Source organism: Flavobacterium branchiophilum FL-15 (assembly GCF_000253275.1).
GTDB classification, from domain to species: domain Bacteria; phylum Bacteroidota; class Bacteroidia; order Flavobacteriales; family Flavobacteriaceae; genus Flavobacterium; species Flavobacterium branchiophilum.
The window spans coordinates 3,198,206-3,221,220 of record NC_016001.1 but is presented as its reverse complement, the minus strand read 5'-3'; the positions used below and the strand labels follow the sequence as shown (position 1 = coordinate 3,221,220).

Annotated in this window: 20 protein-coding genes; 11 read left to right on the top strand and 9 right to left on the bottom strand. The window is 33.7% G+C overall.

The window, feature by feature from the left end; genetic code table 11:
- Window positions 1-121 precede the first annotated feature (121 nt).
- Window positions 122-2,419, top strand: coding sequence for a type IX secretion system anionic LPS delivery protein PorZ (porZ, locus tag FBFL15_RS13970; RefSeq protein WP_014085197.1), 2,298 nt, complete (start codon window positions 122-124; stop codon window positions 2,417-2,419).
- Between the two features lie 7 nt (window positions 2,420-2,426).
- On the opposite strand, the gene recO is transcribed toward porZ, so the two are convergent.
- Window positions 2,427-3,140 carry a DNA repair protein RecO gene (gene recO / locus FBFL15_RS13965; protein ID WP_014085196.1) on the bottom strand — a complete coding sequence of 238 codons (714 nt, stop codon included), beginning with the start codon at window positions 3,138-3,140 and terminating at the stop codon, window positions 2,427-2,429.
- A gap of 462 nt (window positions 3,141-3,602) precedes the next feature.
- Between recO and FBFL15_RS13960 the strand changes: the two genes are divergently transcribed.
- On the top strand, window positions 3,603-4,157 hold the full coding sequence (locus tag FBFL15_RS13960) for a hypothetical protein (protein WP_014085195.1): 555 nt from the start codon (window positions 3,603-3,605) through the stop codon (window positions 4,155-4,157).
- Window positions 4,139-4,591, top strand: a complete 453-nt coding sequence (locus FBFL15_RS13955) for a helix-turn-helix domain-containing protein (protein ID WP_014085194.1) — start codon at window positions 4,139-4,141, stop codon at window positions 4,589-4,591. Before FBFL15_RS13960 ends, FBFL15_RS13955 begins: the two co-directional genes overlap by 19 nt.
- 54 nt (window positions 4,592-4,645) lie before the next feature.
- Here the strand turns inward: FBFL15_RS13955 and FBFL15_RS13950 are convergent, their stop codons facing one another.
- Together FBFL15_RS13950 and FBFL15_RS16415 are read right to left on the bottom strand one after the other, a co-directional pair.
- A complete protein-coding gene (locus FBFL15_RS13950) occupies window positions 4,646-6,868 on the bottom strand; it encodes a TonB-dependent receptor (protein WP_014085193.1) in 2,223 nt (740 codons plus the stop codon).
- A 430-nt stretch (window positions 6,869-7,298) separates the two neighbouring features.
- Window positions 7,299-7,643: a hypothetical protein gene (locus FBFL15_RS16415; RefSeq protein WP_148267924.1), complete on the bottom strand. Its 345-nt coding sequence runs from the start codon at window positions 7,641-7,643 to the stop codon at window positions 7,299-7,301.
- Between the two features lie 252 nt (window positions 7,644-7,895).
- Between FBFL15_RS16415 and FBFL15_RS13940 the strand changes: the two genes are divergently transcribed.
- The 5 genes from FBFL15_RS13940 to FBFL15_RS13920 all read left to right on the top strand — a co-directional run bounded on the left by FBFL15_RS13940 (window position 7,896) and on the right by FBFL15_RS13920 (window position 10,903).
- A complete protein-coding gene (locus FBFL15_RS13940; protein ID WP_014085192.1) occupies window positions 7,896-8,471 on the top strand; it encodes a MarC family protein in 576 nt (191 codons plus the stop codon).
- Window positions 8,472-8,512: 41 nt separating this feature from the next.
- Window positions 8,513-8,710 (top strand): hypothetical protein, encoded by a 198-nt coding sequence (locus tag FBFL15_RS13935; RefSeq protein ID WP_014085191.1) that lies wholly within the window; start codon window positions 8,513-8,515, stop codon window positions 8,708-8,710.
- Between the two features lie 220 nt (window positions 8,711-8,930).
- A complete protein-coding gene (locus FBFL15_RS13930) occupies window positions 8,931-9,266 on the top strand; it encodes an HvfA family oxazolone/thioamide-modified RiPP metallophore (protein WP_014085190.1) in 336 nt (111 codons plus the stop codon).
- Between the two features lie 69 nt (window positions 9,267-9,335).
- Entirely contained in the window at window positions 9,336-10,157 is an 822-nt protein-coding gene (locus tag FBFL15_RS13925) for an HvfB family MNIO-type RiPP peptide maturase (RefSeq protein WP_014085189.1), read from the top strand.
- Window positions 10,154-10,903 carry an HvfC/BufC N-terminal domain-containing protein gene (locus FBFL15_RS13920; RefSeq protein WP_014085188.1) on the top strand — a complete coding sequence of 250 codons (750 nt, stop codon included), beginning with the start codon at window positions 10,154-10,156 and terminating at the stop codon, window positions 10,901-10,903. The genes FBFL15_RS13925 and FBFL15_RS13920 overlap by 4 nt, the downstream gene beginning before the upstream one ends.
- Before the next feature lie 497 nt (window positions 10,904-11,400).
- On the opposite strand, the gene FBFL15_RS13910 is transcribed toward FBFL15_RS13920, so the two are convergent.
- Complete coding sequence (locus FBFL15_RS13910; RefSeq protein WP_014085186.1) at window positions 11,401-13,203, bottom strand: GNAT family N-acyltransferase; 1,803 nt, start codon at window positions 13,201-13,203, stop codon at window positions 11,401-11,403.
- A 289-nt stretch (window positions 13,204-13,492) separates the two neighbouring features.
- Between FBFL15_RS13910 and FBFL15_RS13905 the strand changes: the two genes are divergently transcribed.
- From FBFL15_RS13905 to FBFL15_RS13895, 3 genes are all read left to right on the top strand, one after another.
- Entirely contained in the window at window positions 13,493-14,257 is a 765-nt protein-coding gene (locus FBFL15_RS13905; protein WP_014085185.1) for an exodeoxyribonuclease III, read from the top strand.
- Window positions 14,258-14,398: 141 nt separating this feature from the next.
- Complete coding sequence (locus FBFL15_RS13900; RefSeq protein WP_014085184.1) at window positions 14,399-15,364, top strand: OmpA family protein; 966 nt, start codon at window positions 14,399-14,401, stop codon at window positions 15,362-15,364.
- 181 nt (window positions 15,365-15,545) lie between these two features.
- Window positions 15,546-16,583 carry an NADP(H)-dependent aldo-keto reductase gene (locus tag FBFL15_RS13895; RefSeq protein ID WP_014085183.1) on the top strand — a complete coding sequence of 346 codons (1,038 nt, stop codon included), beginning with the start codon at window positions 15,546-15,548 and terminating at the stop codon, window positions 16,581-16,583.
- A gap of 79 nt (window positions 16,584-16,662) precedes the next feature.
- Here FBFL15_RS13895 and FBFL15_RS13890 read toward each other — a convergent pair whose 3' ends face one another.
- The 5 genes from FBFL15_RS13890 to FBFL15_RS13870 all read right to left on the bottom strand — a co-directional run bounded on the left by FBFL15_RS13890 (window position 16,663) and on the right by FBFL15_RS13870 (window position 23,014).
- Window positions 16,663-19,146, bottom strand: a complete 2,484-nt coding sequence (locus FBFL15_RS13890; protein WP_014085182.1) for a hypothetical protein — start codon at window positions 19,144-19,146, stop codon at window positions 16,663-16,665.
- A gap of 1 nt (window position 19,147) precedes the next feature.
- Entirely contained in the window at window positions 19,148-20,011 is an 864-nt protein-coding gene (locus FBFL15_RS13885) for a hypothetical protein (RefSeq protein ID WP_014085181.1), read from the bottom strand.
- Window position 20,012: 1 nt separating this feature from the next.
- Window positions 20,013-21,020, bottom strand: a complete 1,008-nt coding sequence (locus FBFL15_RS13880; protein ID WP_014085180.1) for a DUF3696 domain-containing protein — start codon at window positions 21,018-21,020, stop codon at window positions 20,013-20,015.
- Window positions 21,021-21,025: 5 nt separating this feature from the next.
- Window positions 21,026-21,574, bottom strand: coding sequence for a DUF262 domain-containing protein (locus FBFL15_RS13875; protein WP_014085179.1), 549 nt, complete (start codon window positions 21,572-21,574; stop codon window positions 21,026-21,028).
- 372 nt (window positions 21,575-21,946) lie between these two features.
- A complete protein-coding gene (locus tag FBFL15_RS13870) occupies window positions 21,947-23,014 on the bottom strand; it encodes a TFIIB-type zinc ribbon-containing protein (RefSeq protein ID WP_014085178.1) in 1,068 nt (355 codons plus the stop codon).
- Window position 23,015 lies beyond the last annotated feature (1 nt).

The following is a 23,015-nucleotide window of genomic DNA, read 5'->3' as shown; positions in this document are numbered from 1 at the left end:
TTTTTTGTTTGAAAATGCTCTCTATATTCATTTATCAGAGAGCATTTTTTTTTGTGTTTATATTAAATCGTTATTTATTGCGTTTATTGTATATTTGTAATTCCTTTTTTTTTGAAACAATATGAAAAAAATATTGCTATACAGCTTTTTGATTTTATCAATACAATACACTTTTGCACAAAACAACAATTCGTGGAAAGGATATTTTTCATACAATAATATTGTCGATATTACACAATCAGCAACCAATGTCATTGCATCTACAAATAATGCTGTTTTTAGTCAAAATATAACAACAGCTGCAATAAAAAAAACAACGACTATTGAGGGGCTTTCTGGCGAAAAAATAGCGGCAATATGTTATTCAGAGTCTTTAAAAAAAACCATCATTGGATATGAAAATGGCTTAATAACCGTTGTCAATGAAAACGACGGATCGGTATATAAAGCCATTGGAATCATCCAAAAACAGCTTCCTTCGTCATTAAAAAAAATCAACCATTTGTACGAAAAAAATGGAGTAGTCTATGTGTCATGTAAATTTGGCATAGTCCAATTTTTTTTAAATAACTTGGAATTTGGCGACACCTATTTTTTAGGTTCTACCTTAACAGATTATCAAGAAGTTTTGCAAACCACCATATACAACGGAGCACTCTATGCCGTTACCCAATCGAATGGCATCAAAAAAGGCATTTTGACCAATCCAAACCTTAATGATTTTAGCCAGTGGCAAGTATTTGATGGCGGTTATTGGAATGGTGTTGAAGTTGTAAATAATCAGTTGGTAGCCTCCAATACCGACGGTAATTTATACAAATGGAATGGTACAAATTGGGCAAATTTATATAGCGGTGTTGGTGGACAAGTCATCGATTTTAGGTCGGCAAGCAACCACCTTATAGTTACATTATCAAACAAAGTTTTGGTATTTGATGCAACTTTTCAGCTATTATACAATATACCAAGCAGTTATATTGCAAATAACAACCCTGTTTTTACGGTAGCAACCATTCAAGACAATACAATATACATTGGAACAACCAAGAGTGGATTATTTACCGTCTTGGGCACTACTGGTGCAGTAGCCAATATCACACCAAATGGCCCTTATCGAAATGCTATTTTTAGACTCAATGCACAGTCAGACAAGCTTTGGGCTGTATATGGTGGTTATAGTTCAGATTATAATCCCTATACTTATAATGCTGACGGACTAGACGCGGGTTATCCTGTAAGTAATTTTTCTGATTCCGGATGGAAAGATATTCCTAATTCGTCTTTGTTTAATGCCAAAGCCATTTCAAATATTGCGGTCAATCCGACTAATAAAAAACAAGTTTATTTTAGCTGTTATTATTCTGGAATTTTAAAATTTGACAATGATTTACCCGTCATTTTATACAATAGTCAAAACAGTGGTTTAGAAAATTCTTACGCTCCAAGCGATCTCCGTGTTGGCGGAGGTGCCTTTGACAAATCAGGTAATTTTTGGGTGTCTGTATCGAGAATTAAAAATGCAATAAGAATAAAAAATGCTAGTAATACCTGGCAAAGTGTGTCGATAGAACCCATTTCGTCAGACTTTTTACAGAGTGATTATAACAACATTGTGATAGATAAAAATGGCACAAAATGGATTGCTACTTACAAAGATGGTGTTATTGCATATAACGAAAATGCCAACCCAAAATTTAAAAAACTCACCAATGATGTCAATATAGGAAATTTGCCCAATTCAGACGTGAGGTGTGTGGCACTAGACAACAAAAACCAATTGTGGATAGGCACTATTAATGGTTTGAGGGTGTTGTATAGCATAGACGATTTTACAACCGAAGTACAACCCAAAGCCGCATCGATAATCATTTTAGAAGACAATTTAGCTCAGGAATTATTTTATGAACAGTTTATAAAAGATATAGTGGTTGATGGCGCTAATAGAAAATGGGTAGGAACGGCAGAATCTGGAGTATTTTTGGTTTCGCCAGACGGTCAAGAAACCATTTACCATTTTACAAAAGACAATTCACCATTGCCAAGCAACGCCATACTCGACATTGAAATTGATGGCACCACAGGCGAAGTATTTTTTGCAACAGATAATGGTTTGGTGTCTTTCAAAGGAACTTCGACAAAGGCAAGCGACAATTTAGAAAACGTGTATGTATATCCAAACCCAGTGAGGCCAGAATTTGAGGGGACAGTCAAAATAAGTGGTTTGTTGAGTAAAGCCAATGTTAAAATAACAGACATAGAAGGTAATCTTGTTCACGAAACCACCTCTGAAGGTGGTACTATTGAGTGGGATACAACGGCATTTGGCAAATACAAGGTAGCATCGGGGGTGTATTTGATATTTGTAGCAGCACAAGACGGCTTAGAAACAAAGGTGAAAAAAGTAATGATTATCAGGTAAAAAAGCGTTATTCGAAAATTTGTTTTAAAACTTCGAGCGATTTAGGTTTTCTAAACCCTTCTAAATGAATAGCATAATAATGGACCAAAATTTTAAGCAACTGTTGTCGTTCTAAATGATGAAAAACTTTAGTGTCATGGTCAAATTTCAGTAAGACCAATTTTTTGAACAACAGCGTTTCGTGTAGCGAAAGCGAGCTAATCGCCTGAAAAGGCGAAAACGTACCAGCAGTCAGTTCAAAATAAGGGTATTCCATCTCGGAAATATCGGGATAAAAGCCAAAAAATTTTGACAATTCTAATAAAAAAATCAAATGAAAATTGGAAAAATCATGGTGTTGGTCAAACCAAACCAATGCAGTTTCTATAAAAACAAATAAATCTTCGTTTTTTTCTTCTTCATGAATACTAAAATTCAATATTTCAGACAAAAACATGACCATAGCACTTTTATAAATATGGCTGTTGATCGATTGAAAAAAATAAGCCAATTTGATTTCTTTGAAATAATGTAATTGTGCTGTGTTTTTAAAATTATACGCTATTTCCAAAAGGGTTAACGGCTGAAAATATGCTTTTTTTTGGGCATTTTTTTTAGAAAAATAAGCATCTCGAACTATAAATGATTTCAAACCATCGGACAAAGTATAGCATTTCACAATCAGGCTATTTTCTTTATATCTAATACTATTTAGTACAAGGGCTTTGGTTTTGATTTGCAAAATAAAGTTGTTTTTATGAACTACAAATGTATAAATAAATGTTGTAGAAGCCCTTTTTATGTCAAATTAAATGAAACCTTTTTGGTTGCATTTTTTATGATTTTTTTCAAATCTTTTTCAAAAAATTTGAGCATCTATTGTTTTAAGAAAGTACTAATTTGAAGTAGAACAAATTAAAAATTTGGTAAATTGAAATAAAATGATAACCATAAAAAATGGGTTAAAATAGAATTATTATTAAATAAAAGTATAAATTAAAATACATTTGTGTTATTAATATTTTATTAAAGTATTAGTAATGTAATTTAAATTGATATTTAAATACTTAATAATTTAAAATATTTACAAAAAAATATTAAAATAAATTAAAAAAAATATTTTTCAAAAAAAAACGCCTTTTAATTGAATTAAAATATTAATTTTACATCAAATTTACCAAATCCTACATTTACCTACACTATTATGAAAACAAATTTAGATGATAAAAACGATAAGTTTTTATTTAATTTTTTTGGAATTGTATCCAGTATTATTGTATTCAAAGCCCTATTTGATATACTTACGGAACAGTTATTGATTACAAAATTAACTTTTTCTTTGTTAATTTTAAATATTGCTATTTACTATGCCCTAAAAAAAGTTGAAATCAGGAAAAGATTAATTCTTTCTTTTACGTTTTATAATATTATTTGTCTAATAAATTTTATTTTGTCTTGGGACAAGTTCCCAATGGAAATATTGTTTTTTGTGCTTTTGGGCTATTCTTTGTATCTATATACCAATACCAAAACCATGTTGGTCTATTTATTTGTTATTGCCTTAATATTAATTGCTACCCCGTCTATTTCTGCATTTATCAAAATGAATATTCAAACGGCAGAACTCATCAATATTACCGATCAAAACAAAATGACTAGCAATTTATTTTTAACTTGTGTGATGATTTTGACTCTGATACTGGTACACATCGAAACCGCCACGAAATTGGAGTTTTTAATGTGGCCGATGACTATATAGATATTACCGACATCGACAATAGTTTCCATTTTAATACAGAAAAAAAGAGTTATAACTACAAAACAGATGACAAGTATGGATTGCTCTACAAAGAAATTATAGAGCTTATGGAAACCAAAAAACCATTTCAAAACACCAATTATAACTTACATTTATTAGCTAGAGATTTAGGTTCTAATGAAACGTATGTGTCTAGGGCAATTAATAATTGTAGCGAATATGAAAATTTTAAAGCATTGATCAATTTTTACCGTATTACACAAGTGGTTCAGGAATTTGAAAATCAAAACTACAAAACGAGTTCCATTAAAGAGATACACACTCGTGCGGGTTTTTCCTATCAGGCTACGTTTAACAGTATATTTAAAAAGCATACTAATTTGACCCCTTCAGAATATATTGATAAAGTAAAGGCTATGCACAAAATAGGATAAAAAAAAATGAGCTTGAAATCAATCAAGCTCATTTTTTTTTTTGACTTTTAACTATTAAAATTGCCAATCTATTCCAACCGAAAAATTTCGACCAATATTTGGAATACCCTCCGTTTTTAGTCTTGAAAGATGTGCTATGTAGCTGGTATTTAACATGTTATTTATATTCAAATGCAAATTTAAAAAGGATTTTCCTAAAGGTACTTTGCCTCCAAATCCAAAATTCAATAAGGAATATTCATTTGAAGGAGTTTCAAAAGCATGTACATTATGTTGAGCAAAAGTGGTTTGCCAATTGGCAAACACATAACCCTCTGTAAACCATTTATTAGGATTCAATACAGCCTTCAAGGTATTATTCCATCTGTTGGCTGGAATTAAGGGTAAGTAAGCACCAGATTGTAATTTGCCATTTACGGTTTCAAAACTACTTTCAAAGTGTAACCAATCTAACGGATGTGGGTGAAAGTGAACCCCCACTTCGCCTCCCAATAAACGAGAATTGGCCTGTGTATATTCAAATGCAGGAGCGTCTTCAATATCGATTCCTAAAGGCGAAATGTAAATAAAATTTGAAATACCATTGTAAAAACCATTAACAAACAACTCAAAATGCTTGGATTGGTACTCTAAGTTCAAATCTGTTTGAATGTTTTGTTCGTTTTTCAAATGGGCATTTCCTATTTCGTATCGGTTTGTCCCTTCATGGATGCCGTTTGATGTTAATTCGGCCAAATTTGGAGCTCTAAAACCTGAAGCCAAGTGCACACGCAGCAACAAATATTTATTGACATGGGTTTTGTAGCCTAAGGAAAAGTTCCAACTATCAAATCGTCTGTTTAAGGCTTCAAAGCTTCCTGGTTCGGACAAAGGGCCATGGTTTTCGGTATCAATTTGTCTGTTATCAAATCGGATACCCCCTTCCAAAACCTGTTTGTTCCATTCGATGTGAGTGGTACCCAATATACCAAAATCAACTGTTTTGGCATTTGGAATGAGTAATTCTTCTCCAAAATTACGATTGGTTTGGCTCATGCCTTGTATGCCAATAATGGTTTCTATTTGTGTAGCTCCATTCCTTTTTATTTTGGGCAAATGGTATTTGAGATCATAATTAAACGTTTGCAATTTCATGTTCAACAGGGCTACATCACTATCCTCAAATTCGTTTCGAAGATTGGCTATATAACCCATATTAAATTCTAGCACCGACTTTGTAAAGGTCAAAGTGTTATTAATGCTCCACAAATGATTGGTAACGGCTTGTTTTGGAAAAGTTGTTTTTTTGCTAAGTGATTGATTATCTGTATCAAAATAAGGCAATCCGATGTCTAGTTTGTTCCAATTGTAACGAACAACACTCGACAATTGACGGTGTTTGTAGCCAATGGCGGCTTTCAAATCGGATTCGTTGTATCGAGAGTTGGTTATGCGTTGGCCTTCTGGAATTTTATAATCGGCGTGGCTGTTGTGGCTTGCACGAGCCAAAAACGACCATTTTTCGGTGGCTGTTTTTACTCCTAGTGTAGAATGGCTTCCATGAGTATTTGAAAACCATTTTTGGTTAAAATTGATTTTCCATTCCTTTGGGAGTGCCATTTTTTCGGGGTTAAAATACAAAACACCCCCAAGTGCATCCGACCCATACAATAATGAGGCGGGCCCTTTAATGATTTCTACACTTTCTATCCCAGCATCGTTGAGTCCAAGTCCGTGTTCGTCGCCAAATTGTTGGTTTTCTACTCGAATGCCTTGCGAGTAAACCAAAACCCTATTGCCGCTTAGCCCTCGGATAACGGGTTTTCCTATAGACGTACCCGTAGCAATTTGCGTTACACCTGGTACAGAGGCCACACCTTCGATAAGTGTAGTAGCACCTTTTTGTTGCATAGATTTGGTGGTTTGGTGTGTTACTTTGATGACGTTTTGTGATTGCAGTTTTTGAAAAGCAGTTGATACAACGACTTCGTCCATTTGGAAAAAACTTTCGGTTAGTTTGAAATTGACAATAGTGTTTTGTTGTGCCATGTCGAGTTTTTTTGATTGTGTTTCATAATGTATGGCACTACAACTGATTGTGGCATTTTGATCTAGGGTAATGGTGGTTTCAAAATAGCCTTTATTGTTAGTTGTCAGGGTTGTATATGGTTTTGAAATCGTGATTTGAGCACCATTGACAGGTTGGTTTTGGCCGTTGGTAACCACACCCGAAACAGTGGTTTGTCCCAAAAGTACTGAAGCGTAAATAAAACAAAGTAAGTTTAAGAATTTTTTCATTTTGATATTTTTATAAATAAAATTTTTTGATATGTTTTGAAAATCATATAAGGCATGTGTTGTAAGTGTTTGATAGTCAAATAGCTATAAATGGCAAAAACCTTCAAGTAGCTTAGTTTGATAATATAAACAATCGTCAGCATTGATATGGATTAGCATAGTACTTGAAATACTTTCTAATAGATTTTGACCAAACAACACCCAATTACACCTACAATACCTCCCAATCTATTTTTTTTTAAATTATGAAGAGAAATAGTATTTGGAATAAATGGGATTGTTTGTAAGAATCGACACCTTCTTTTTAGCACGGATGCGTTAGGGATTGCAGTGGAAATCCTTTTTTGTTTTTTTCTTTTAAAAAACAAAAAAGATTGCAACGAAAAGCCCGACCCCTTGTGGGTAACGCCCAAAAATAAAGATGATATGATTATAAAACAGGTGGCCCCCTTAAAGAATAGGAAATGCCATTGAAACAAAAGAAAGAAGCCACTTGATAAGTAGCACTATTTTTGTAAAAATGCAGATTTGCAATGAGAAAAATAGGGGAGTGGTTTACAATTGTAAACGGTTGAAAAGCAAAATCGCAGGTTAAACACGAGTCGAAAGAATGGTGTTTGTGGGTCCATTCGGATTTTGAGTGTAGCTTGTGGATACAATTTTTTTCGGCACGAAGCAATTGAAAATGCTCCAATTGGTCTATCGACTGTAATAATACGGAAGAAAGTATTATGATAGCCGAGAAAAAACCTAATATTTGAGTTAATTTTTTCAAATTTTGAGTGTCGATGTGTGGTGTATTAAAATGCAAAGTTATGAAAAATGATGTTAAATTTTGATAAGAAGTGTAATTTTTTGAAAATAACCGTTGCCAAAATGATAAATCGAAAAAAAATTGCTTGAAACGCTGTTTGTAATTGATTAAAATACAATAATTTTGCAAAAAATGTAATGTTAAAAGCATGAGAAACCAAGTGAATTTGATTGGTTCAAATTTCCCCCAATAACCTAATAAAATAAACAGATTATGAATATCGATTTGAAACAAGTTTTTACCATTACAATGGTACTTTTTGCTGTTATAGACATTATTGGGAGTGTGCCAATAATTGTAAGTTTGCGAAACAAAGTGGGGCATATACAATCAGAAAAAGCGTCGATTGCATCGTTTTTTATTATGGTTTTGTTTTTATTTATTGGCGATCAATTTTTAAAAATAATAGGGCTAACGGTCAATTCGTTTGCGGTGGCAGGAGCTATTGTACTGTTTTTCTTGGCTTTGGAAATGATTTTAGGGATTCATCTGTATCGAGATGATGAGGCCCACACGGCCTCTATAGTGCCTATTGCTTTTCCGTTGGTGGCTGGTACAGGAACTCTGACAACTTTATTGTCATTAAAGGCAGAGTTTGAAACAATTAATATTATTATTGGTATTTTTATTAATATTTTATTGGTTTATGCTGTTTTAAAATCGTCTGCCAAGATAGAAAAAATACTCGGAAAAACGGGTTTAAGTATCGTTCGGAAAGTGTTTGGGATTGTACTTTTGGCAATTGCTGTTAAATTATTTGCTGCAAATGTTAAAGCCTTGTTTATTTAAAAAGATTTTTATTATTTTTACGTCCTAAAACGTAAACAACTATGAAAATCTTTACTTATATCCTGTTGGCATTGGCTGGCACTTTAATTATTTATAGCACGACTTTGTTGGATTTTTCAAATTTGACACAAGGCGATAGCCTAGCTGCTTTGATTGGCATATTGGCTTCGATTTGTGCCGTTTTGATTTTGTTGATATTTAAAATGTCAAAATCAATTGCTGAAAAAATGAAAAGTTAGTTTTTATTCCAAATAAATTCAATAAAGGTTTTTATAATAAATACGTGCTACACATCAATATAAATGTTACCTTGTATCTTTTTTTTTGATAGTACAATAGTTAAAAAATGTATAAAAAAAAGGCAAACGAGCTTATTTTTTTATACATTTGGTATTCGAGAATAGGATTTACTGTAAAAGTAAATATTTGTCGTTACAAATTAATTTAATAAAATCTATTATGAAAAAACAATCAATTTTAGTAGGTGCTTTAGCTTTAAGCGCATTTACAATGGGAACAACTACAACTTATGCTAGCGTACATGACACTGCAAGTGAAGTTACAACAGTGGAAGCTACTTGCGGCGATAAAAAAGTAGAAACAAAAGCAGCAGAAGCTAAATGTGGAGACAAAAAAGCTGAAACCAAAGCACACAAAGGCAAAGAAGGCAAATGTGGTGAAGGAAAGTGCGGCGAAGGCAAATGTGGCGATAAAAAAGCAGAAAAGAAAGCTAAAAAAGCAGAAAAGAAAGCCGAAAAAAAAGCTAAAAAAGAAGCTGCAAAAGCAGCAAACTAATTTGAAAATAGAAAAATCGGTGTCCTACAAAGGTACCGATTTTTTTATTTTTATAAAAACACATAGAAAATGGTAGGCATTGGGTATCGAAAAGAATTTTCATCGGCATTTTTAAATTCGTCTGATTTACAACCTGATTTTGTTGAGGTTGCCCCCGAAAATTGGATTGGCATTGGCGGCTATTGGAAGCGAGAATTATACAAAGTATTGGACAAATATCCTTTGTATTGTCATGGTTTGTCGCTGTCTGTGGGCAGTCCAGAAGGGGTTGATGTGGCTTTTGTCAAACAAGTCAAGCAATTTTTGGACGAAACACAGGCGGTTTTGTATTCAGAACATTTATCCTTTTCTAAAATAGACAATGCCCATTTGTATGATTTGTTGCCCATTCCGTTTACACAAGAAGCCATAGACAAAGTGGTAGAAAATATCCAAAAAGTTCAGGATATTTTAGGGCGACAACTTATTTTGGAAAACGGGAGTTATTATACCGTTTTGAAAGCCGAAATGACGGAAGCCGAATTTATAAATGAAATTGTCGAAAGGGCTGGTTGTGAACTCCTGCTTGATGTGAACAATGTGTATGTCAATGCCTTTAATCACGGCTATAATGAAAAAGATTTTATCTCGAAAATGCCTTTAGAAAAAGTCAAATACCTTCATATTGCGGGGCATTTTCAGGTAAACGACCGCTTAATTATAGACACCCACGGTGCCGCAATTATTGATCCTGTTTTTGAACTTTTAGCCTATACTTTGCCGAAAATTGCTCCAAATACTCCCATTTTGCTTGAAAGGGATTTTAATATTCCAGCGCTCTCCGACTTGCAATTGGAACTGGATAATTTGCGAAAAATTAAAAATAATGCACTAAAAATCAATACGTTATGACAACTAAAAGCCATTCTTTTTCGCTTCAAATGGATTTGGGAAATTACTGTAGAACAGGTGTAAACGAACCCGAAACAAGCATTCAGGAACACACTTTTCAATACCGTCGGTTGGTTTTTAATGTGGTGAAGGACACCCTCAAAAATGCTTTTCCTTTGACTAGAAAACATGTTGGAAAAAAGCGTTGGAAAAAAATGGTGTCTTATTTTTTTGAAAATCATCAATGCCAAACCCCACAAGTTTGGAAACTCCCACAAGAGTTTTGCGACTATTATGAAAAAAACCCACTGCCATTCAAAAAAGAATTTGATTTTATTCAAGAATTGCTGCAATATGAATGGCTCGAAATTGAAGTTTTTATGATGGAAGACTTGCCTTTTGAAGCGTTTAAAACAAAGTCAAACTCCAATCAAGATATTGTTGTTCCCAATCCAGAAATTCGGATTTTGCCTTTATCATTTCCCATTCATCAGAAGAAAATTAAAAAAATTACAAAGGCAGACAAAGGCCAATATTTTGTTGCTATTCATCGAAATTTTGAAACCAAGCAAGTAGCGTTTCATGATTTGAGTTATCCCGTAGTAGCCTTGTTGCTTGCCCTTCATGAAAAAGACACTACAACGAACGACCTTATTCAAACGTTTATTGAATATGAAAAAGATATAGAAAAAGCAACAACATTTGTAAAGGATTTTATTGCTTTTGCACAATCAAAAAGTATGATTTTGGGGTATAAAAAAACCTAAGCGGGGTAAAAAACCTGTTTTTTTGTTGAAGTTGTTCTACGAAATTTGACATCAAATGTTGCGGACTTTACTATTATGGTAAATTACGCAATGATTTTTAAATTGCCTTTCTAGCTTATGATTTTGAAGAATTAGAAAAAGACGGTATAGCAGTAGGAAGTAGCCACACGAGCAGGTGTTTCGTTGGTAAGTTTATAACGCTTTGAAACCACGGGGCAAATTAGTTTGGAATCGTTGTTGAAATTGGCTTATTTTTTTGATTGTTTGACAGATTTTGATTTTTTGTTTTATAGAGAAGACACTTCCGAAATGGAGCCATTTTTTAACAAAAAAGAACCAATAGATTGGGCTATTTTATATGTATATTTGATTTACGCTGCGTTTTTGTTTGAAATGGAATTCGAAAAGCCACAAATACAAGAATGAACCAAGTTTAAAAATAGTTGAAAACCAATATATTCTTCGAAAAAATACTAGTTGCAGGAGCTCATATTGTATTACACTTCTTTTTCACTAATTTTGCGTTCGAGTTCGGCCTGAAACTCTTCCATTACAGGTTTCATGGTGCTTTCGGGTATGTCTGCAATTCGAATATACATCAAGCCATCTACGGCATTGTTAAACAGCGGATCTACATTAAAAGCTACCAAACGGGCATTTTGTTTGATGTATTTTTTTATCAATACAGGAAGTCTCAAGCTACCGGGTTCTAGCTCGTCTATAATTTTGTCAAATTTATTCAAATCACATTCTACTTCATCAAAAATAAAATCCTTGTCGGCATCTTTAAGTTTTACTTTAAATTCCTTTTTTGGATGAATGTATTGTGCAATATAGGGGTCATAATAATTAGATTTCATAAACTCAATCATCAACGATTTTGAAAAATCCGAAAACTGGTTGCTAATGCTTACACCGCCCAACAAAAATTTATGCTCGGGATACCGCAATGTAGTGTGCATGATGCCACGCCAAAGCAAGAATAAAGGCATTGGCCGTTGTTGATAGTCTTTGATGATAAAAGCCCTACCCATTTCGATAGATTTGTGCATCATATCGTGTAATTCTGGTTCAAATCGAAACAATTCGTTCAAATAAAACCCATCCATACCCATTTTTGGATATATTTCAGATCCCAACCCCATTCGATAGGCCCCAGCCACTTTTTGTGCTTCTTCGTCCCACAAAAACATGTGGTGGTAATAGGTGTCAAATCGGTCAATGTCTATAGAATTATTGGTACCTTCGCCAACTTCTCTAAAAGTAATTTCTCTCAATCTGCCAATTTCGTGCAGTATATTTGGTATTTCTTCTGCTCTTGCAAAAAACACTTCATAGTTTTTACTTTGCAACAATCGGGCATTTGTAGTACGTAGCTTGCACACTTCCGACACCATATTGTCCTGATTTGCAGGAGTAACAATTTCTTTTGGACTACGTGGTATTTTCAAATTGGGTGTACTCAACAACCTACTTTCTTTGTCAAATGGATTGGCAAGCATATAGGTTTTTTTTCTCAAAAACTCACTATATTCTTCTATCGTTTCATAGTCATTTTGTTCGGCAACCGAAATGGGTTTTCCTATCCGAACTTTAATCACACGGTGTTTTTGTGTCAGCAATTCAGAGGGCAGTTTAGCGGTTCTAAACTTATCGCTAATTTTTGATAAAATATAAAAAAGCCAACTGTTTTTAGCATGAAAATAAATAGGAACAACAGGCACTTGTGCTTTTCTAATCACTTTCATCGCCCCTTCCTCCCATGGTTTGTCCACCATAAGCTTGCCATCTTTGTAAGTAGATACCTCGCCCGCCGGAAACATTCCCAGCGGTTTGCCTTCCTTCAAATGCCGAAAAGTTTCCTTAATACCCACCACGCTCGACTTAGCATCTTTGTGGTTTTCAAATGGATTTACGGGCATGATGTAGGGCTTCATCGGATCGATGCGGTGCAACAAAAAATTAGCTATAATTTTAAAATTAGGCTCTCGTTCTAACATCAATTTCAATAACAAAATGCCATCTATACCGCCAAGCGGATGATTGGAAATCGTGATATAGGCACCTCCTTTTGGCAATCGTTTCAAATCTTCTTCAGGAATTTCAAACCTTATTTGAAATTCATCCAAAATTGCATTCAAAAAGGCTACCTCCGAAAGGTGTTTGTTGCGGTCGTAAATATCATTTAAGGTCGAAATTTTTAAAATTTTCATCAATAACCAACCCGAAAAAGTTCCGAAAACTCCATATTTATCAGTATTTATTGCCTTTGCAACTTCTTTAGCGGTAACTAATCCCATATTATCTTTTAGTTTATTTAGCAAAAAACAAAGATAAAAAAAAACATCAAATTCAAACTAACATTTTAAATTATTACACTTTTTCTTTTTAGACTGCTTGCTTTTTTATTACTTTTGAACTTTATTAGTATCTAGGTTGCTGCTATCCAAATAACACAATCAACCATACTCCATGCCTTGTCGCCATTGTTTGTATAGGCTTCAATTCATATTTAAAACACATAATTTATACATCAAAATACACAAAGTTACATTTTTTTAATAAAAATATTAAATTAATATATAAAAAATGAAAATTATTTCATACAACGTAAACGGCATTAGGGCCGCCATCAACAAAGGTTTTATCACTTGGCTACAACAGGCCAATCCCGATGTGATTTGCTTACAAGAAATCAAAGCAACAACCGATCAAATACCACAAGCCGAAATAACATTGGCGGGATATCCTTATCAATATTATTTCCCAGCTCAAAAAAAAGGCTATAGCGGCGTAGCCATCTTGTCGAAAACAGCACCAAAAAATGTCGTTTTTGGAACAGGCATTGCACACATGGATTTTGAAGGTAGAAACATCAGAGCCGATTTTGAGGGCATTTCTATCATGAGCCTCTACCTGCCTTCTGGTACAAACGACGACCGATTGGAATACAAATTTCAATACATGGCCGAGTTCAAATCCTATATAGACCAACTCAAAACCCAAGTCCCAAACCTCTTAATTTGTGGCGATTACAACATTTGCCATCAAGCCATCGACATCCACGACCCCATTCGAAATAAAAACGTGTCGGGTTTTCTACCCGAAGAAAGAGCTTGGCTAGACCATTTTATAAATTCAGGTTTTATAGACACTTTTAGGCATTTCAATCAACAACCACACCAATATTCGTGGTGGAGCTACAGAGCAGGAGCCAGAGGCAACAACAAAGGTTGGCGGATAGACTACCACCTGGCCACCCAAAATTTGCAACAAAACCTCAAAAGAGCCGTTATACTCCCAGAGGCCATGCACTCCGACCATTGCCCCATTGTAGTCGAAATCGATGTATAATCTTTTGGAGCTATTTCCAGCCATCCACTATATCTTTTGTTTTTTAAAGAAAAAAACAAAAGGATGTCGTTCCTGTCTGGGCTAGTGGCACCTCTGCAATAAAGCATATTCATTATAAATAAAACAAAAACCCCTTTCAAAATGATCAAAAAAACAACCCTAACACTACTATTATTAACACTTGCAACCGCCTGTGTATCAAAAAAAACCTATAAAGACTTAGAAAGCAAATATGCCGATTTAAAAAAAGAAAACCGTAAATTAGTCGATTTTACAGACCTTTTACAACAACAAAAAAACCAATTCGAAAATACTCTTGCCAAAACCCAAGACGAATTAACCAAACTAAAAGCAGAACATAAAAAACTACAATCCGATCTTGCAACCTCCGAAAAAAACCTTAAAAACCTGCAAGAAGCCTATAAATCTCTCGAAAAAAACAGCGACGAATCCATCAAAGCCAATATGGCCAAAAACAGAGACTTGCTTGCCCAACTCGACGCAAAAGAAAAAGCCCTTGCCGACGAGCAAGAAAAATTCAATAAAACCAAATCCGATTTGGCCGAAAACACCACAAGACTTCAAGAACTTGAAGCCCTGATAAATGCCAAAGAAGCCAGCATGAAAAAACTCAAAGAATCGCTCTCCAAAGCCCTAAATGGTTTTGAAGGCAAAGGCCTAACGGTTGAACAAAAAAACGGCAAAGTATATGTATCCATGGAAAACAAATTGCTTTTTGGAACAGGCAGCTGGGCTGTAGGGTCCGAAGGTAAAAAAGCAGTCGTAGAAGTAGGAAAAATTTTAGCTCAAAACCCCGAAATTGCCGTACTCATAGAAGGCCATACCGACAATGACAAGTTTGGAAGTCCTGTGGGACAAATCGAAAACAACTGGGATTTATCTACCAAAAGAGCCACCGCAATTGTACAAATATTAACAGAAAATAAATCCATCAAAGCCGAAAACCTTACCGCTGCTGGTAGAGGGGAGTTTGCACCGCTTATGAGCAACGACACCCCAGACGGTAAAGCCAAAAACAGACGAATCGAAATTATATTGACCCCAAAATTAGACGAAATTTCCAAAATGTTGAACGAACTGAATTGAGTTTTGAAGCCTTTTTTTTGCAACAATTAGCCTGTAATACAATATAAAACAGGCCTAAAATGGGTAGCCAAATAATGGCAACCCATTTCAATTCTTCAGCACCATTCATACACTTTTAAGAGTACAGTAACCCCATAGCTATCATATAATGAACCCAAACATTCAATTTTAATCAATCAAAATGAAATACACTAAAATACCCCAAACCGATATAGAAGTGAGCAAGATATGTCTTGGCACAATGACTTTTGGCGAACAAAACACCGAACTCGAAGGCCATGCCCAACTGGATTTTGCATTAGAAAAAGGCATCAATTTTATAGACACTGCCGAAATGTATGCCGTTCCAGCTAGAAAAGAAACTTCTGGCAGCACCGAAAAAATTATTGGTACTTGGCTACAAAAATCAGGCAAAAGAAACCAAGTGGTTTTGGCTTCTAAAATTGTAGGGCCAAATCCTGGTTTGAGCTTTATGAGAAACAACATGGATTTTGCACCCAAAACATTGCAATTGGCTCTCGATCAAAGTCTTAGCCGTTTGCAAACAGATTATTTGGACCTCTACCAACTGCATTGGCCCGAACGCAAAACCAATTGCTTCGGACAGCTAGGCTTCAAAGTTCAAGACGATGCCTGGACAGACAACATTCACGAAGTATTGGAAACGCTACAAAATTTTATAAAACAAGGAAAAGTAAGACACATAGGCCTCTCAAACGAAACACCATGGGGCATGATGCGATTTTTAGAAGAAAGCAAAACCTTTCAGTTGCCTCGTATCAAAACCATTCAAAATCCTTATTCGTTGCTCAATCGGTCTTTTGAAGTAGGACTTGCCGAAATGAGTATTCGAGAAAATGTAGGGCTTTTAGCTTATTCGCCTTTAGGTTTTGGAGTACTTACGGGCAAATTTCTAACGGGCGAAAGCCATCCAAAAGCTAGATTGAGCTTGTTTCCTCAATATGCCAGATACAGCAGCCCACAAAGTACGGCCGCAACCAAACGGTATTTGGAAATAGCTCAAAACTTTGGGCTTACCCTCACCGACTTGGCACTAGCATTTGTAAACCAACAAGCCTTTGTAACGGCTAACATTATTGGTGCCACAAGTTTGGAACAACTCGACCAAAACATCAAGTCCATCAACGTTGACTTATCAAACGACATTTTGATGGCAATAGACAGCGTTCATGCTCAAATTTCAAATCCGGCCCCGTAATATAACAAAACAACTGCCAATTTCTAACTGGTTTTTTATACCCAGTCTTGGATTATAACTCCTGGCTGGGTACATAAAACTACTCCTTCAAAAACCCATAGTCATACACTTTTGGCTTGATGGCATCGGCTAGAATAGCAAGTGCTTCCCGCAAATTACCAATCAATTCCATATAAGTAACATCATCGCTTTTGGAGTTCATTCTGCCTTTGTCGTTTCTGCCTTGAAAATATGCTCTTATATCGTATAATGAAGCATTAATACCACCAGCACCCGAAGCAGGAGCATTGTGCGGAATGGTTTTATGGTAATACTTCCACAACTCACGACCCGCATCAAAAACAGACTTTGCTACTTCAGAGAATTTTAAAGGAACTTCATAATGAGCCTTTGGCTCTGTAACAATAGTAAAAATAGTTATAACATCTTCTATTGGCGCTATTTTTCCCTTTATAAAATCGGTCATAAAATTACTTTCAAACTTCGCTTGTGCATTGACTTCATATTCTGTAAAAGGAATCCAGTGGTTGGTGCCATCTTTACTAGAAATTCTATTTTGACCATGAAAAAGTGCAAAAGCTAAACAATCGTTTTGAAATTTTTTATCCTTTTGCCAACCGTCATTTGGGTATAAATATTGATCTCGGTCATTCATCCAGTTAGCTTCAATACAATTTCTAACAGAAAAATAAATTAACCCTTGAATTAAATTGTCTCTTTTAAATGAAAAATAATTTACGTGTCTTGTACCAATCTGTAATGTAAAAGTTAAAAAATTGTTATTTTGAAAATCAGGAGCAGGATTTTCCATAAAACCTATGCCCATTTTTGATTTATCGTCGAATAACTTTATCCATTTATTTATACTATCTGGTAATGCCCCATAAAAATTTTTGCTTGAATTATAATTCCCTTTTTTATCAAATACATCAGTTTTTATGGTTTTTATTTTAATTTTTTTTGCGGTATTCCAAACTGTAAAACCAATTGGGAATTTTCCTTTCACATTATCAAATGTTTCAGCAGGCACTATAAATCCACAACCATATTCTGCTAAAAAATAGTCTTTGAATTTTTTAAAATTGGAACCATTTACAAATTTTAATTTGGAAAATTGACCTAAAATACACCCAGGAATTTTCTCGTATATTGTTGCCATAAACAAAGCAAAAATTTCATTAGTAGCAGCACCAATTTTAGGTTTAAAATACTCATTTATCTTAAAATTGGTAGTAACACCACTTTTATTTTCGCCTGTACCTGTAACCGTTCTTGATGAAGTAGCCTCTGCATACGGCGGATTGATATATACCACTAATTTTTTTCTCTTTTCTTCGTTGGTGATAATTGCATACAAACTATCGGGCATTTTACCACCTTTGGAAATGGGCAAAAATTCGTCGTTCAAAAAATCAAATTGAAATACGTTGTTTTTCAGCAAGTTGGCACCGTGTTCTATGCGTTCGTGCATGACATTTACATCGGCTTGGTCTAATGTGCTGGCATAAATGTGGTATTTGTTGTTGAGACCCGCTAATAAATTTCCTGTTCCTGCGGCACAATCCCAAATAAAATAATCTTCTTGCCAGTTTTCGCCTAAATAATCGGTGAGGTATTTTTGGGACAATTCTACCCAAATACGAGGGGTAAAAAATGCCCCTTTTCGTTCGCGAATGTCTTGTGGTACTAATAAATCCCTTCTTTCAATAAAATAATCGTGATATTCATTGATGGGTGGGCGTTTATAAATTTTCCAAAAGTTTTGATACGTTTCTTTGCTTTTAATGTTGATGGAGGCATCAAACATTTGACGCAGGTTTTCTTTGGCAATTTTATACCCTTGATTTTGAAAAACCACAAACAAATTGTCTCTAATGGTGGTGTCGTCGTCAATTTCATTGGTGTCATTGTCATCCACAAAAAGATCAGCCAAATAGAAATCGCTGTCCAAAATGTTCGCTTTTTTCAGGTCGTCCCAATTGACATCGATAATGGGTTTTATAACTTCTAGCCATCGCAAATAAATAGGGATAAAATTGTTTTTATCAATTTTTAACTTGGAAGTTGTGGTAGCATTGGCAATGTTGTTTTTAATAAAAGTATGTAGTTCATTTGCCTCTTTTTCGTAATCAAAAATATAGGTTTTATCTTTTAGTGTGGCTTCAATTCGCTCTTTAATGAGTTGAAATTCTTTGGTTTCGTGGTTGCTGGGCGTCACATTCCAGTTGAAATCATTGAGATAAAAAATATCTTGCACATGGCTATACGGAACAAAAGCCATTTTCACGAAATCAAACGCACCTAGAAAAGCAGGCGGAAGGGTTTTGTCAAAAGTTCTAGCCTTGCCAATTGTTAAAATCAACTGTACAAACATAGCCACCACATCAAAGTTGCCTGTTTTAGCTTCAGCCCAAAGTAGTGGCACTCTTCCAAACATATAATCTTGCTTTGGAAACACCGTAAAATCAATATTACCAAGTATTTCTGTAGTGTCAAAACCCTTGAACCAATCGACTCCAACTTTGTTTTTTAGTTCTTCTTCTCGGATGTTTTTGTATTTCATTTTAATCGCTTAATCTATGGTCTGTATCAAATTCTAAAACATAAAAAACATCTTTATCTCTATATCCTAAAACTCTTGCTTTTAATGTAGCGTCAAATTTATAAATATCTGAAGTACAATTATAATTTGTAAAATAATTCTGATCGTGATAATTACTGTATGCTAAGCCTACTTTATTTTTACCTTTTCCGCCTTGTGCCAAAATATCTCCCCAAGATTTTTCAATAAATGATAAAAATGAATTCAAATAAGCTATTTCATCATTCCTTTCATTAATTTTATTAAAAGACTTTTCAAAATTCACATTTTCAAAACTTAATTTAGTTCCTCTAAAATAGTTTAAACAAAACAGATGAAAATTAAGCAGTTTATTTTCATAAAGAGTTTCCAATAAATGCTTTTTATCGCTGAAATTAATTAGATTTTTAGATTGATTTTCTTTTGAAACTTCAATTTGTTTTTCATTAAAATCAGATGGAACAAACGAAAGCAAAGTTGCATTTCGTTCAAACGCTTCCGCTATTGAAGTATTGCTAACATTTTGATTTTTATACAAATAAACTTTATTAGAATCATGTTGTTGATTTTCTTCCCAAAAGGGTTCAGACAAGCATTTATCAGCAATAGTTCTATATTTTTTTATTTCATCAGAAATTCCTGCAACATTTTTTAAATGAAATAAAGATTGAAAATTTTCAGTTTCAGTGATTTTAGAATTATAAAAATCGTATTTTTTATATGGATATATTTTTTGTTTTTCTAATATTTGAAAAATTTCAATAAATCTAACAAAAGAAGTATTGATAAAATCTTGAATAGATTGATTTTGTCCATTTAAAGATAATTCGTTGATTAAAACTTCCATATTAAAATCCTAATAAAACGTTTAAATCATTATCAAACTGGTCAAATAATCCTTCTTGATAATCTAAAATCTTACCTTTTTCAGATAGATTGATTAAATGGTTAACAGAAACATCGTCTTTCATTTCAAAAAAGTGAATTTTTGCATCATTGTTTGAAATGGTTTTATTAAAAACAGATTTTCTAATGCCGTTAAAAATATGGTCGCTGTGGCTTTCTATAATAACCTGAACACCCGCATTAGCAATAAAACAAAAGAAATTGGCTAATTCAGATTGTGCTTTTGGGTGCAAATGAATTTCAGGATTTTCTACAACTAAAATGCTTCCTTTTGGCAAATATAAGCCTAAAATTAAGATGCCTACCACATAACTTATTCCTGTTCCGATATGGTATGGTCTAATCTGCTTGTTATTATTTTGAGAATATTTTGCAGACAATAAATTGGTAATTCCTAAATCCTCGAGTTCTAATTTTACATTAAATAATTTTTTGAGCCAACTATTTACTTGATATTCTAAATTCCCATTTGCTTGGCTTATTTGCCTTTCTCCATCTATTTTGAGATTTCTGTATTTATAAAGTAAATCCATTAAAAACTCGCCTTTTTCTCCAATTAAAGTTTTAGTGTCGAAATTTTTTTGATAGGTATTTTGAGGACCAATTCTATTAGCTGAAAGATAATTTAAGTCAAAATTGAAATTAAAATCAGGTTTGGTTTCGTTCTCTAAACAAGTAAAAGTGTTTGTTTTAGCTTCTTGATTAATTTTTATAGAAAATTGATTGGGACGAGTAATAAAGTTTCTGGTCTCATCAAATTTTCCTAAATCGAGCCAAGCGCCATTTAAGGGCGAGGTAGGATTTTTAATTGCATTATCCATAACTAACAATGCTTGAATAGCAGAAGATTTTCCTGATGAATTAGTTCCGCTAAAAAGGGTGATTTTTCCTAAATCAATAGCAATTTCATCAAAACATTTAAACCCATTTATCTGTAAATTGTTAATCATTTTGTTTAATTTTTTATTCTTTCTATTAATTTTTGAATAATATTTTCAGCTGTTGGTTTTTTAATAATACTAAATGAAAAACTTACATCTTCTAACCTTGATTTATATTTGATAGGTAATGAAAAAGCTTTGTCTTGATTACTAAAAAAACAATTTGTGAAATTTTTTAAAATTTCTAAATTTTTTAGGGCATATTTATTTTCTATAAATTCAAAAATCGATTTAAGACGCTCATTACCATCTAAAACTATTAATTGGCCTTCATCGTTTTGTTTAACAAAAAATAGAGGCACAGGAAATCCTAATAAAATAGATTCAATGAATTTTGACTTTTTTATTAAATCCCAATTTGACTTTTCTTGAACTAATATAATATCTCCATTTTTATATTTTCTATGCAATTCAAAAGCAGAAAAATTATCTCTCCCAATGTTGATATTTTCATAAGGATAAGGATTTTCTTCGTCTGGTTTGTTTAATTTCTCCTTCGCTTCAAAACTTAATGTTTCTTCTCCTTCTATTTCATTAAAATTCTCTTTATCCATGTTTTCCATATACTAATTCTTGAGGTTACAAAAATAGTATTTTTATCTATTTTAAACCAATGATATTCCTTAATTTACAATTTCATTTACAATTCAACCAATCACCACCCACTTTGTTTTTCAATGCTTCTTCTCGGATGTTTTTGTAGGTCATTTTATAAATTTGATATTGTATGTGGGTTCTAATAGTATTATAAAAGGACATTAACGATAAAAAATCATCATCAATCCATCAACATATATTTTTAGATTCATGGGTTGAAATATTTCCAAATACCAAACTCATTTTTATAATTTATAAGAATTTACGGTTAAATTTTTATTATGATATTTCTTTGACCAATGCTAAAGCTATTTTTTTGATAATAAAACGCATGTCAATTATTGTGCAAGTATTACAATAATTAACAATATAATAAGCCCCAAAAGGATGGCCAATACAATTTTGGTTGTACTATATGGTCTATCTCCTACTACAACTCCTGTTCTTCCATTAATATAAAAATGATACATTTTACCTTCAAATGGATAGGAACAAGCATATAAAGGCAACAATATGTGCTTGAATTTAATATGCTGATAATGCTTATCCATCGTCGAAATGTGCTGTTTGTCTCCTCCAATATCTTCGTAAACACCATCTTGTATGGCGGCATCAATAGTATCCATGATGGCGTCCAAACCATCTTGAAGCTTAATTTGGTATTTTTCTGTCAAAAAACCACTCAAATAAGCATCTTGTGTGGCCACTAACTCATCTAAGTCCCAAGGTTCTAATTGCTTTATGTAATGTTGGGCTACTTTGCCCGATGCGGCAGTTAATACCTCTTGATGATGAAGCCTCACGGTACCCTCTGTATAGTACCAGCTGGTTCTTACTTCTGTGCGTTCGTTTTCGTCTGAGCCAACAGTTACAGTGTATTCCTCCCCACGTTCGCCAGTATATTGAGTGGTTGATTGCAGGTCGAAACTCCAAAATGGGAGGTAAATACCCTTTAAATATTGGGGCGACAATGCCGCTTTTTTCAAATGATCTGGTGCAAACCACATGCTATCTACCCATTGAGTTAAAAGTGTTGCTATTTCTTTTTGATCTACGTCAAATGGCAGGATGTATTGCGGTTTTATATACCGTTCGTTTTGAATGGCTGAAGCTACAAGCGGATTGTTGCAATACAAGCAATGTGTTGATTGCACATCGCTTGTAGTAGTTGTACTAGAACCACAACGGTTGCAATGAATAATTTTTTGTACTGCAACATGATCATTTTCAGAGGCTTCCAAATATTGTTCATAATCTAATAATGCTAATGGCTGATAATTTACTGCAATATCGTTTTTTGATCCACAATAGGCACAAACCAAACTAAAAGTTCCGGGTTTGTATTGTAACGAAGCACCACAATTTTTACAACCAATAGTATTTAAATTGGTAGATGGTATTTCCATA

Coding starts and splice junctions, on each gene's coding strand:
- porZ (WP_014085197.1), top strand. CDS start 122: ATGAAAAAAATATTGCTATACAGCTTTTTGATTTTATCAATACAATAC.
- FBFL15_RS13960 (WP_014085195.1), top strand. CDS start 3,603: ATGAAAACAAATTTAGATGATAAAAACGATAAGTTTTTATTTAATTTT.
- FBFL15_RS13950 (WP_014085193.1), bottom strand. CDS start 6,868: ATGAAAAAATTCTTAAACTTACTTTGTTTTATTTACGCTTCAGTACTT.
- FBFL15_RS13940 (WP_014085192.1), top strand. CDS start 7,896: ATGAATATCGATTTGAAACAAGTTTTTACCATTACAATGGTACTTTTT.
- FBFL15_RS13935 (WP_014085191.1), top strand. CDS start 8,513: ATGAAAATCTTTACTTATATCCTGTTGGCATTGGCTGGCACTTTAATT.
- FBFL15_RS13930 (WP_014085190.1), top strand. CDS start 8,931: ATGAAAAAACAATCAATTTTAGTAGGTGCTTTAGCTTTAAGCGCATTT.
- FBFL15_RS13925 (WP_014085189.1), top strand. CDS start 9,336: ATGGTAGGCATTGGGTATCGAAAAGAATTTTCATCGGCATTTTTAAAT.
- FBFL15_RS13920 (WP_014085188.1), top strand. CDS start 10,154: ATGACAACTAAAAGCCATTCTTTTTCGCTTCAAATGGATTTGGGAAAT.
- FBFL15_RS13910 (WP_014085186.1), bottom strand. CDS start 13,203: ATGGGATTAGTTACCGCTAAAGAAGTTGCAAAGGCAATAAATACTGAT.
- FBFL15_RS13905 (WP_014085185.1), top strand. CDS start 13,493: ATGAAAATTATTTCATACAACGTAAACGGCATTAGGGCCGCCATCAAC.
- FBFL15_RS13900 (WP_014085184.1), top strand. CDS start 14,399: ATGATCAAAAAAACAACCCTAACACTACTATTATTAACACTTGCAACC.
- FBFL15_RS13895 (WP_014085183.1), top strand. CDS start 15,546: ATGAAATACACTAAAATACCCCAAACCGATATAGAAGTGAGCAAGATA.
- FBFL15_RS13890 (WP_014085182.1), bottom strand. CDS start 19,146: ATGAAATACAAAAACATCCGAGAAGAAGAACTAAAAAACAAAGTTGGA.
- FBFL15_RS13885 (WP_014085181.1), bottom strand. CDS start 20,011: ATGGAAGTTTTAATCAACGAATTATCTTTAAATGGACAAAATCAATCT.
- FBFL15_RS13880 (WP_014085180.1), bottom strand. CDS start 21,020: ATGATTAACAATTTACAGATAAATGGGTTTAAATGTTTTGATGAAATT.
- FBFL15_RS13875 (WP_014085179.1), bottom strand. CDS start 21,574: ATGGAAAACATGGATAAAGAGAATTTTAATGAAATAGAAGGAGAAGAA.
- FBFL15_RS13870 (WP_014085178.1), bottom strand. CDS start 23,014: ATGGAAATACCATCTACCAATTTAAATACTATTGGTTGTAAAAATTGT.